Origin of the sequence: Lachnospira multipara LB2003 (genome assembly GCF_000702205.1) — a bacterium.
Taxonomy (GTDB): domain Bacteria; phylum Bacillota; class Clostridia; order Lachnospirales; family Lachnospiraceae; genus Lachnospira; species Lachnospira multipara_A.
The window spans coordinates 81,831-93,344 of record NZ_JNKW01000011.1; the positions used below are offsets into that span (position 1 = coordinate 81,831).

Below are 11,514 nucleotides of genomic sequence, written 5' to 3' on the forward strand. Positions count from 1 at the left end.
CAATTCTAGAAATATGATTTTTAGAATTGTGTGTGTTATTTTTTATATGGTGTACTTTATTCAAATCAGTTTTATTAAAATCAATTTGAATCAAATCAATTTGAATTAAATCTTGTTCGATGATATTTAAACATAGACTTTCTAACTCCAGCCTTCTAGCCCTGCATTTTTTATTGCTGTCATCATTCTCTTTTTAACACCTGGAGCATGTTCATTTATCTCCTTTAAAAGTTCTCTTACGTAGGTTCTATTTGTTGTTTTATCGTAAGGACAAGGATTTTTTTCAATTGGCAGATTGTATTTATTCTTAAAGCCCACAATATCCGCAACTGGTGCATATATAAGAGGTCTTATAACAGTTAAATTGCAATCATCAAATTTTGTAACTGGCCAAAAACTACAAAATCTTCCTTCATAAATCAAGGCCATCATCATAGTTTCCACTACGTCATCTTGATTATGGGCGTAAGCAATTTTGTTACATTTATTAGCAAGAGCTGCTGTCTTAAAAGCACCTTTTCTAAGTCTAGCACATAAGGAACACTCTCCATTTTTCACCATCTTTGCAATTTCTGTTTTTTCTACATAAAACTCAACATCTAAATCATTACAAAGCTTTTCTATCTTTGATACATCAAAGTTTCCATATCCTAAATCAATTGTTATGGCAACTATATTGAATTTTTTAGGATAAAATTTTCTTAAACCTGCAAGGGCATACAAAAGAGTTAGAGAATCCTTGCCACCAGATATTCCAATGGCAATTCTGTCCCCATCTTCTATCATCTTATAATCATCAAGAGCTTTTCGCACATAGCTATATAATTTCTGTAATTTCATACTAACCTCAAATTAGTCTAAATCTATAATTCATCTATATCCCCATCAACCTTTGGCAATCTAATAAAAAATATTATTGCCATTACAAGAGCTGGGATAAATGTTAAAATGTAAGCTACAGGCTGCGCTTCCTGAATTCCCTTAAGTCCTCTAGTATTAGCTAGAATTAAAAGTGTTGGAATAAAGAAAATGCCACTTCTAAGTGCTGAAAGAATGGAGGCTCTCAGTTTATTACCTGTTGTCTGAAATAGCATTTCTGTAACAACAGTAATAGGCACAAATGTTAGCGTAATCATTTGCAATCTTAAAGCTCTTGTTCCGATTTTTACAACTTCAGGATCCTTTCTAAAAATCTCAATTAAGCCATCTGAATTAAGTAAAACAATACTTAATCCAATTAAAATCAAAGTTTCAGCCATTACAAAAGTAAATATGTACGCTTTTCTTAATCTAGAATACTTCTTAGCTCCATAATTAAATCCACTAACTGGTTGGAATCCCTGTCCTATACCAATAGCAACAGACATTACAAAAAATACAATTCTAGATACAATACTCATGGCAGCTACTGCTTCGTCCCCATATACAGCAGACTGTGTATTAAGTAAAACTGTAGCCACACTATTTAGTCCCTGTCTTAATAAACTTGGGAAACCTGTAGTCATAATATTTAGAATAAAATGGACATCTGCTACAAAATTCTCTTTTTTTAGTTTAACAATAGTCTTGCCTCTAACAAACATACTAAGTAAAATTGAAAAACTTACAAGCTGGCTAAGAGCTGTAGATAAACCTGCACCAGAAATTCCCATCTTTAAAACAAACATAAAAATAGGATCAAGTAGCATATTAAGCACAGCACCAGTCATAAGACCAATCATACCAAGTGCAGCCTTGCCTTCATAACGAAGAATGTTATTCATTGTAAGAGAACTAGCCATAAATGGCGCAGCAAGTAAAATGAATATAATATAACTTTTGGCATAAGATGCTATTGTTTGTGTACTTCCAAGTAAATAAACAAGCTCATCTAAAAACGGAAAGCCAATAATAATAAAAATAAGGCCAAAAGTAAAAGAACAGCAAACTGCTGTAGTTGCTGTCTTGTTAGCATTATCTATATCCTTTGCTCCAAGGGATCTTGAAAGAATACTTCCTGAACCCTGGCCAAACATAAAACCAAAGGCTTGAATAATAGCCATAAAACCAAAAACAACACCTACTGCTCCACTAGCTGAAGTACCAAGTAATCCAACAAAAGCAGTATCAACTAAATTATAAATATTAGTAATTAACATACTTATAACTGTCGGAATTGATAATGTCAGTATAAGTGGCGCAATAGGTGCCTTAGACATTTTTTCAAAATAAGTCATCTTCTTTATTGAACTCATAAATATTAACTCCTTTTCTTTACGCTTATATTATCCGCCCAAAGAAAAGTGAAGTCAATAAACAATGACTTTTCTATTCCACGTTTTTTATAGCATCTGTCATTGGAATCTTCTTTATAAGTTTATAGCAAACTAAAGCTGCTACAATAAAGCCAACAAAAGCAAGTAATCCAATCTTAAACATTGAAAAATAGCTTAAATAATAGGCAAGCCATCCGTCCAAAGTCTTTAGATACCATCTCCAAACCTGAGCCATAAGTATATTTGATAAAAATACACTAATGACAATAGATACAAAAGCTACAATACCCGTAGCCATAATATAAAGACTTGCAATTTCACTATTCTTAAAGCCCAAGACCTTAACCATTGAAATAGATAAGGCATTTCTTTCTGTAATAATCTTAGTTAGAACTATAACTAGCAATGCCGAAACAATAACAAGTGCTACTCTAAAGAAATCCATCATTCCACCCATTGAATGCTTTAACTGTCTTGAAACCTTTGTTATATCTTCTTTATCAATAACGCTGACAATATATTTATCCTCAATGTCAGTTATTTCTTCATCAGAAAGGAAACCTGTATAAGCCCCATCTTCTAAGTCAAAAGTCTCATTGTAGTCATCATTGTCCATAAAAATACATAATGCACCCTGATAGTCATAAATTCCTACAATTTCAAAATCATAAGTCTTATCTCCATACTTTTCCTTTAAACTAATAGTATCTCCAGTCTTTAAATGGAATTTTTCTGCATAACAACTTGATACATAAACTTCATTATCAGATAAGTCACAAGAAAGCTTAATGTAATCATTATCTTTTAAAACTCCATAAACACCAATAGGCTCAGATACCCTTACGCCATCTACTGTCTCAAGACTTGTATAGCTGTATTTATCAGCATTTTCGTTATCTGTCTTAATTTCATTTCCATTTTCATCAATAGTAGTTTTTAAAACGTATTGATAATTTGCAAACATTTCTTCAACACTTGTCTTTTGATATTTATTAATAGTTTCTGGCATAGCAGTTGCAAATGTAAGTAAAAATACTACAAAGAATAGACCGATAGCTAAAATTAAGTATCCACCTATATTTTGTAAAATAATTCTCAAACGGAATCTCTTCATAAATTTCCATCTAGGAAGTCGAACTGCCTTAGATCTTTTGCTTTTACTTAAGTTTCCACGAAGGAAATTTAAAATATCCATACGAATCTTTGAAACGATTACAAGGAAATTAACTAAAAGCATAATCACAACTGGAATCAAAGTTGTATATATAAATGCATCCACGCTCCAAACTGTCTTATAAGTTGGAAGGGAATAACTATTGTAATAAAGAGACACCGCTACATTTTTTAAATAAGTATAACCGAGTATATTACCAAAAATAGCTGCAAATAAAGTCACCCAACTTGGAATAAAAAGATAATGTCTTAAAATTTCACCCCTTGTGAAACCTGAAGCCCTTAAAGTTCCTATAGTTGTAGCCTCTTTATGAATTGTATTTCTTGCGCTAACAGCAAAAATAAAGGCAATTACAATTACAAAAACAACTAATAAAATGTAACTCATACTTAAATCTCCCTCTAAATCATCAGGAGCAAAGTTAATACCATTATTTAAGTAAGCAGGAACAAAATCTACTATTTTATTTTCATTAGCTATTGTAGTATCAAAATAAGAAGTTTTAATTTCTTCGATTACATTTTCTAATAAATCCTCTGCCTTTTCTTTAGCTTCAGTATCATTAGCAGGTCTTTCATCATACTTATAAGCATATGAATATTTCTCGTTATCATCAATATTTTCATAAGCCTCATCTGTAACAACAGCAACATTGAAACTTAATGCATCAAACATAAAGTCTGAATTATTCTCATAAAGGCAAACATAATCTGGAAGTGAAATAAAGCCAGTTATTGTAAATGCACTGCCATCTACATATATTGTATCTCCTATTTTTAAATCATTATTATCAGCATGCATTCTATCAATAGCAATTTCTGAATTTGTGGATGGAAGCTTTCCTTCCATAAGACAAGCTTTATCAACATTCAATCGATTTTTAAAAACTCTGACTGTAGCATCTTTTTCTCCATCATTACTATTATCCTGACTGCAATCTTTATAAAATTCCTCATAAAGTGTAATATCATGTTTTTCCAGATTTTCTTTTAAATCAGAACTAAGCTCTGACTCAAACTGAAATCGACCATCTTCTGTATTATATTTTTCATAACTGCCATTTAAAGCCTTCATCATACTTTCATTTCCAACAAACATTGCTGAAACAAAGCCAATAACTAGGGCTAGAATAAGAAATAAACTTAAGTTCTTTAGCCAATCTTTTTTTAATTCTCTCTTATATCTTTTACGTAAAGGATTCTTCATAATATGCCTCCTCTACCATTCTAGCTTGTCAGCAGAAATTTTATTGTTGTTAGTAATATTTTCTCTAATATTGCCATCCAGTAACTTAATAGTATGGTCTGCCATTGCTGAAATGGCTGCATTATGAGTAACCATAACAATTGTGTTGCCATACTTCTTATTTACATCTTCAATAAGCTTTAAAATTTCCTTAGATGTGTTAAAATCAAGAGCTCCAGTTGGTTCATCGCAAAGTAAAATATCTGGATTTTTTACAATAGCACGTCCAATAGAAGTTCTTTGCTGTTGTCCACCAGATAACTGATTTGGTAGCTTATATCTATGCTCCCAAAGTCCTAGAGTCTTAATTAAATCATCAATATCAAGAGGATTATCTGAAAGGTAAGCACCTACCTCAATATTTTCCTTAACATTAAGATTAGGAATTAAGTTATATAACTGGAAAACATAACCTAAATGCTTACGTCTATATAAAGTAAGCGACTTTTCATTCATCTCTTCTAATTTATCGTTATTAATTGAAATATAGCCAGAATCAGCTGTATCGATTCCTCCAATAATATTTAATAATGTAGATTTTCCCGAACCTGAAGGTCCAAGTAAGACGCAAAACTCTCCCTTTCTAACTTTAAAAGAGAGCCCCTTTAACACTTCTTGCTTTGAGTCTCCCTCACCATAAGATTTAAAAAGATTATTAATCTCTAAAAAATGTTCTTCTCCCATAAAATATACTCCTTACAAAACTTTTTCATATTGTATATCTTTGGCATCCCAAAAATGTTAAATAGTCAAGACTCAGTCGGAGCTTGTACTCCGACTGAGTTAAAAAAACTTTAGCAAAGCAGATATATCTGCCTTACTAAAGTTAGTTTAGACTAATTGTATTTAACTGTCAATAAATTGAAATGAGAATATACATCAGTTTATGTCTTTTTTTTACAAGAAGTTTTGCCTATTACATTCTAAGAAGTAATTCTTTTTCTACTACTTCACCATTTCTAATGTACTGTCTTGGAACTCTTTTACTTACTGCACAAGTCAACTCATAAGGTATTGTTCCTGCTAGTGCTGCAAGATCATCTAGCGAATTATTTTCACCAAAAATCTCAACCTCTGAACCTACATCCACTGAAGGCTTATCAGTAATATCAATCATACACATATCCATGCAGATCTTACCACGCTGTGGAGCAAGTCCTTCCTTAGTCATAAGACTACACTTATTAGAAAGGCTTCTAAAGAAACCATCAGCGTAACCATAAGGAACTACGCCTATTCTTGTCTTCTTATCTGTTACATAGATTCCGCCATAACTAATAGCTGTTCCTGCAGGATAAATCTTAATTGTGCTAATTGTAGTCTTAAGTGTCATAACTGGCTTAAGACCCCATTCTCTTGCAAATTCACCATAACCATATAAAAGTAGACCTGGTCTTACCATATCAAGGTATGTTTCCTTAAATCTTACTGTTGCTCCTGTGTTAGCACAATGTCTTATAGCAAATTTTCTACCAAGTTTTTCTTCTACTGCATTAATAACATCAGTAAAAAGCTTAAATTGATGCTTAGTATATGCATCATTCTTCTCGCCAAATTCATCAGCTACTGCAAAATGAGTAAATATACCCTCAACATCAAGGCCTGGCATATTACAGGCTTCTACTATGCCTTCTACACCTGTACCAAAACTTTCATTATCGCAAAGATAACCAAGTCTAGACATACCTGTATCCACCTTAATGTGAACCTTTAAATTACCACCACACTTGACTGCCTCTGCACTGTACTCTACAGCTTTAGCCTTACATGTAACTGCCTGAGTAATATTATACTTAATAAGTCTTTCCACCTGTTCCTTAGGTGTATGACCAAGAATAAGTATAGGCATTGTAATATCATTAACTCTTAATTCTAGAGCTTCATCTATACTACTAACTGCTAAATAATTAGCTCCCTCTTCCTGTAAAGTCTTAGCTACTCTAATACTACCATGTCCATAGGCATCAGCCTTAACAACCCCTAAAAACTTAACATCTTCACCTATATGTTTCTTAATTGTTCTGTAATTATAGGCAATAGCATCTAGGTTTATTTCTGCCCATGTTCTTCTTAATGTAGATTCCATAACCTTCTCCTTCTTTCATAAAAATCAAATCCAATTATAGTCTTAACTTTTATTATAATCAATTCTAGATTCTATTTAATGTGTTTTTATTAGCTAATACAAGTAGAGTTGTATTCTCTGTAATAATTTCATCAGGATCAACACTGCCCTTAATCTTACCATTATTAAGAGAAATAACATTAATATTGTTCTTCTTACGTAAATCAAGCTGCTTTAGGCTTTTTCCTATCCAACTATCCTTAGGCTTAAGTTCAACAATGCAAATATCATCATCAAGCTCGTAAAATTCAAGAAAATTACTTGATGCAAGTCTTCTTGCTGTTCTAAATCCACTTTCTTCTTCTGGATATACAACTTCGTCAGCACCAATTTTTTCCAACACAGCGCCCATTCTCTTAGAACCAGCCTTAGCAACTACTTTCTTAACGCCGCTTTCCTTGCACACCATTACACTCATAATACTTGCTTCTAAGTTCATACCCATACATACAATAGCGCAATCAACATTAGAAATTCCAACAGCCTTAATACTATCTGCATCTGTTAAATCAATAGTTGCTGCAAGTGTAACCTTAGATGAATAAGATTCAATTATCTCCTCATCATTATCAAGCACCATTACATCAGCATCACTTTCTAAAAGCTTATCAACTACTGCCTGTCCAAATTTTCCTAAACCAAATACTGCATATGAATTATATCTCATAACTTTCTCCTTTATCTTAACCTACTATAAATCTACCTTTAGAGTACTTAATATCATTTTTTTCTGTATGTGATGATGTAAAGAAAAGTGCCATAGAAAGAGTACCTATTCTTCCTGCATACATTCCAATCATTATAATTATTCTACCTGCATTTGATAAACTTGCTGTTATACCTCTTGAAAGCCCGACAGTTCCTGTGGCGCTAAATACTTCGTAAGCTGCATCCATTGCAGATATTCCCTCAGAATTTATTAACAAAATCACAAGTATAAGTGTTAAGGTTAAACTAAATGTTATAATAGCTGTTGCCTTATTAATTAAGTTATAAGAAACTCTCTTACCAAAGACAACATTCTCGTTTCTATCTCTAATAAATGCAAAAGCATTTAAGGCTATAACAAAAATAGTCATCGTCTTAATACCACCAGCTGTACCAACAGGTGAGCCACCAATAAACATAAGTATGCATCCTATTAATACAGAACTTGATGTTAAGCCACCCTGATTAATTGTAGCAAATCCAGCTGTTCTAAAAGTTACCGATTGAAAAATCGATGCCATTATTTTATCTCCCACACTTAAAGGGCCTATGGTTTCTGGATTATTCCATTCAAAGATTAGAATGCATAAAGCCCCAGCTATAATTAAGCCTAAAGTAAGTAATATTACAACCTTAGAATGTTCATTTAATTTTTTCCATAGGTTCTTAATGGACCATCTATTTTTTAGTGTTCTTTTGCTTACATAAGCAACATCAAACCAGACCACATAACCAATACCGCCAAGAATAATCAAAGCCATTGTAACTACATTAATAAGGATATCACTATGATAATCCATTAATGAATTAGGTCCTAATACATCCATACCCGCATTACAAAAAGCTGATACTGAATTAAATATAGATGCCCATATACCCTTAGCCACACCAAATTGCGGTATGAATCTTATCATATATAAAAAGGCACCAATAGCCTCCACAACTAAGCTTCCCTTAACAACTCTTTTTAAAAACTTTATAAGTCCCTTTATAGAGTCTAGATTATAATAATCTTGAATAAGAATTCTTGTTCTAAGGGAAAATCGCTTTCCTAGTGCAAGCATTAAAATAGAATAAATAGTAATAACACCGAATCCACCTATTTGAATAAGAACAAGTATTATAAACTGCCCAATAAATGTCCAATGAGCAAAGGTATCAACTACCACAAGTCCTGTAACACATATAGATGTGGTAGACGTAAAAAGTGCTGTACTAAATGATGTTACCTCTCCATCAACTGTGGCAATAGGTAACATCAGTAGTGCAGCACCTGCAAATATTGCTAATAAAAAACCAAGTAAAATAACTTGAGTAGATGTCATATGCTTATAATTCTTCATATCTTCGTAAATGCTTTTCATCTTTAAAATTGCTCCTGTAAACTAATCATAAAGATGATAACACATGTTAGACTAGTAGTAAAGAAACTGAACTTTTTATGCAAAAATCTCTTCTGCAACTTCCTTTACAAGCTTAAGCTTAATTGTATACATTTTAATTGATAATTACTTATAAATGTAATACTATAAATCTAGCTTTGTGATAAATTTAATCTATGACTAGAAAATTTACCAAAACCCAATAGTATCACAAAATTTGCACAAATCACGAAATAAAATAACAAAAAAGGAGATACACCATGACTCTAAAGCAATTAGAATACGTTGTTACTGCTGCCAAGCTTGGTAACATTACAGAAGCTGCCAACAAACTCTTCCTATCACAACCTAGCCTTACCCATGCAATTCTAGAACTAGAAAAGGAAATGGGAATTACCATATTTAATAGAAAGAATAAAGGTATCACAGTAACAAAAGAGGGGGAGGAATTTTTAGGCTATGCAAGACAGGTGCTAGAACAGGCCAATCTACTTACTGAGCGCTACACCGCCATTAGTAATAGAAAACCAAGATTTTGCGTATCCTGCCAGCACTACTCTTTTGCTGTAAATGCTTTCGTTGACGTAATTAAAGAATATGATAGCAATCAGTACGACTTCATTTTAAGAGAAACACAGACAAACGAGATCATCTCTGATGTGGCAAATTTAAAAAGTGAAATCGGCATAATATACTTATCAAAAGAGAATAGCGACGTACTAACAAAGCTCTTTAAGAAAAACGACCTAATCTTTGAAGAACTAATTAAGACCACTCCTCATGTCTTTATTGCCAATAGTCACCCCCTAGCAAAGAAGGACAAACTAAGTCTAAAAGATTTAGAGAACTACCCTTATCTATCCTATGAGCAAGGAGACTATAACTCCTTCTACTATTCAGAAGAATTATTAAGTTCTATAGATAGGAAGAAAAACATTATGGTCCGTGACAGAGCCACCTTATTTAACCTAGCTGTAGGCCTTAATGGCTACACTGTTTGCTCTGGTATTATTAGTAAAGAATTAAACGGAGGTAATATTATTTCAAAACCCCTTATATCAGATGAGTACATGAGCATCGGTACTTTAAGAAAGAAAGGGCTGGTATCCTCTATATATGGAGAGGCTTATTTAGAGTCCATAAGAAAATATATCTAAATCAATACTATATTAATTGACAAAAAAATCATAAAACTATATTATTAAAATGTTGCTAAATTGTTTATGAGGAATGTAAAATGGATAATTCATTTAAAAACAGACTTAAAGATTTCATAAAACTTCTATTAATGATAATTTTTTTCTGTATCATTTTATCCATAACAAGAATTGGATGTCCAATAAAATTTATAACTGGAATTTCCTGTCCTGGATGTGGTATGACAAGAGCTTGGATTTATCTCTTACGTGGAGATATACACTTAGCTTTTTATTATCACCCTCTTTTTTTCTTAGTTCCAATTGCTTTCTTAGTAACATTTTTAAATGGCAAGTTTATAAGTAAGTATCGTAATATCATATTATTATTAATCTTACTCGCTTTTATTCTTGTCTACATTATAAGGATGGTATCCGGTGACAACGAAATTGTTACATTTCATCCATCCAATAATATTATAAATCGCATACTGCGAAATATAAGGAGGTAAAAGGAATGTTTTGTGTCAATTGTGGTTCAAAAGTAGAAGGCAACGAAAAGATTTGTCCTAATTGTGGTGCGCCAATTAATGCAAACAATAATAACAATGCCAACTACAATACAAACAATTCCAATGAAGGTTTTAATAACTTCACAAATAGCGTTAATCATGCATTTGATAATGCTGAACAAAGTTTAGGTAGTGCAGTAAATGATGTAAAACAATCATTTAACAATGCAGGTCAGCCATATAGAGGTGAAGCCCTTAACACTAACCGAAGCTTATTAGGTTACATCGTTTTATCAATAATCACTTGTGGCATTTACAGTTATTACTTTATTTACAAATTAGCTTATGATGTAAATATTGCTTGTGACGGTGATGGAGAAAAAACTGGTGGCTTAGTTGCATTTATAGTTTTATCTTTCATTACATGTGGTATATACGCTCTTATTTGGTACTACAAATTAGGTAATCGTCTTGCAGAAAATGCACCAAGATATAATCTACATTTCAGTGAAAATGGTACAACTATACTTATGTGGTACCTTTTCGGTGTTTTATTATGTGGCATAGGTCCATTTATTGCAATGCATATTTTAATTAAAAACACAAATAAGATTTGTTCAGCTTACAACTATTCTAGAGGATTAATCTAATCAAAATAAATAAGATTATAATCGGGTAGGAGGTAGATAATTATTTTATCTACCGACCTCCCACAGCACCGTACGTACGGTTCCGTATACGGCGCTTCTCTAGTTTTCACATATTTTCAAATAAAACTCTGTGAATGTTGGGTATCCTAGTTCACGGAGTTTCTTGTTGTTAAACGCAGTCTGTAATACAAAATAACTACCGCAATACCAGTTGCCATTTCGCATGTTTGCGCATATCCACGCTTTTCCTTCTTCCACGCCTAACTTTTTGAGTTCCTTGAATTTTGTTTTAGCCTTCTTCCATTGTTTCCAGTAGATTGTCCTTAT

10 protein-coding genes and 1 pseudogene are annotated in these 11,514 nt (G+C 32.4%); 3 read left to right on the forward strand and 8 right to left on the reverse strand.

The features are described 5' to 3' along the window. Positions 1-141: 141 nt before the first annotated feature. The 7 genes from T537_RS0107935 to T537_RS0107965 all read right to left on the reverse strand — a co-directional run bounded on the left by T537_RS0107935 (position 142) and on the right by T537_RS0107965 (position 8,871). A complete protein-coding gene (locus tag T537_RS0107935) occupies positions 142-840 on the reverse strand; it encodes a tRNA lysidine(34) synthetase (RefSeq protein ID WP_027438662.1) in 699 nt (232 codons plus the stop codon). A gap of 23 nt (positions 841-863) precedes the next feature. After that, positions 864-2,234: an MATE family efflux transporter gene (locus T537_RS0107940; protein ID WP_027438661.1), complete on the reverse strand. Its 1,371-nt coding sequence runs from the start codon at positions 2,232-2,234 to the stop codon at positions 864-866. A 73-nt stretch (positions 2,235-2,307) separates the two neighbouring features. Beyond that, on the reverse strand, positions 2,308-4,635 hold the full coding sequence (locus T537_RS0107945) for an ABC transporter permease (protein ID WP_031557110.1): 2,328 nt from the start codon (positions 4,633-4,635) through the stop codon (positions 2,308-2,310). Positions 4,636-4,647: 12 nt separating this feature from the next. Continuing rightward, on the reverse strand, positions 4,648-5,358 hold the full coding sequence (locus T537_RS0107950; protein ID WP_027438659.1) for an ABC transporter ATP-binding protein: 711 nt from the start codon (positions 5,356-5,358) through the stop codon (positions 4,648-4,650). A gap of 232 nt (positions 5,359-5,590) precedes the next feature. Continuing rightward, on the reverse strand, positions 5,591-6,760 hold the full coding sequence (gene alr / locus T537_RS0107955; protein ID WP_027438658.1) for an alanine racemase: 1,170 nt from the start codon (positions 6,758-6,760) through the stop codon (positions 5,591-5,593). A 64-nt stretch (positions 6,761-6,824) separates the two neighbouring features. Next, positions 6,825-7,466, reverse strand: a complete 642-nt coding sequence (locus T537_RS0107960) for a potassium channel family protein (protein ID WP_027438657.1) — start codon at positions 7,464-7,466, stop codon at positions 6,825-6,827. A 16-nt stretch (positions 7,467-7,482) separates the two neighbouring features. Next, positions 7,483-8,871 carry a TrkH family potassium uptake protein gene (locus T537_RS0107965; protein ID WP_242839173.1) on the reverse strand — a complete coding sequence of 463 codons (1,389 nt, stop codon included), beginning with the start codon at positions 8,869-8,871 and terminating at the stop codon, positions 7,483-7,485. Between the two features lie 278 nt (positions 8,872-9,149). On the opposite strand from T537_RS0107965, the gene T537_RS0107970 reads away from it, so the two are divergent. From T537_RS0107970 to T537_RS0107980, 3 genes are all read left to right on the forward strand, one after another. Next, positions 9,150-10,046 carry a LysR family transcriptional regulator gene (locus T537_RS0107970; RefSeq protein ID WP_031557113.1) on the forward strand — a complete coding sequence of 299 codons (897 nt, stop codon included), beginning with the start codon at positions 9,150-9,152 and terminating at the stop codon, positions 10,044-10,046. Positions 10,047-10,177: 131 nt separating this feature from the next. Beyond that, positions 10,178-10,537, forward strand: coding sequence for a DUF2752 domain-containing protein (locus T537_RS13260; protein WP_420323109.1), 360 nt, complete (start codon positions 10,178-10,180; stop codon positions 10,535-10,537). 5 nt (positions 10,538-10,542) lie between these two features. After that, positions 10,543-11,187 carry a DUF4234 domain-containing protein gene (locus T537_RS0107980; protein WP_027438653.1) on the forward strand — a complete coding sequence of 215 codons (645 nt, stop codon included), beginning with the start codon at positions 10,543-10,545 and terminating at the stop codon, positions 11,185-11,187. 99 nt (positions 11,188-11,286) lie between these two features. Here T537_RS0107980 and T537_RS13005 read toward each other — a convergent pair. After that, positions 11,287-11,514: pseudogene (locus tag T537_RS13005) on the reverse strand (group II intron reverse transcriptase/maturase); the annotation flags it as partial.

What these genes read in the sequence shown, in the direction of transcription:
- T537_RS13260 (WP_420323109.1), top strand. Translation starts at nt 10,178, where the DNA reads ATGATAATTTTTTTCTGTATCATTTTATCCATAACAAGAATTGGATGT.
- T537_RS0107935 (WP_027438662.1), bottom strand. Translation starts at nt 840, where the DNA reads ATGAAATTACAGAAATTATATAGCTATGTGCGAAAAGCTCTTGATGAT.
- T537_RS0107980 (WP_027438653.1), top strand. Translation starts at nt 10,543, where the DNA reads ATGTTTTGTGTCAATTGTGGTTCAAAAGTAGAAGGCAACGAAAAGATT.
- T537_RS0107940 (WP_027438661.1), bottom strand. Translation starts at nt 2,234, where the DNA reads ATGAGTTCAATAAAGAAGATGACTTATTTTGAAAAAATGTCTAAGGCA.
- alr (WP_027438658.1), bottom strand. Translation starts at nt 6,760, where the DNA reads ATGGAATCTACATTAAGAAGAACATGGGCAGAAATAAACCTAGATGCT.
- T537_RS0107960 (WP_027438657.1), bottom strand. Translation starts at nt 7,466, where the DNA reads ATGAGATATAATTCATATGCAGTATTTGGTTTAGGAAAATTTGGACAG.
- T537_RS0107965 (WP_242839173.1), bottom strand. Translation starts at nt 8,871, where the DNA reads ATGAAAAGCATTTACGAAGATATGAAGAATTATAAGCATATGACATCT.
- T537_RS0107970 (WP_031557113.1), top strand. Translation starts at nt 9,150, where the DNA reads ATGACTCTAAAGCAATTAGAATACGTTGTTACTGCTGCCAAGCTTGGT.
- T537_RS0107945 (WP_031557110.1), bottom strand. Translation starts at nt 4,635, where the DNA reads ATGAAGAATCCTTTACGTAAAAGATATAAGAGAGAATTAAAAAAAGAT.
- T537_RS0107950 (WP_027438659.1), bottom strand. Translation starts at nt 5,358, where the DNA reads ATGGGAGAAGAACATTTTTTAGAGATTAATAATCTTTTTAAATCTTAT.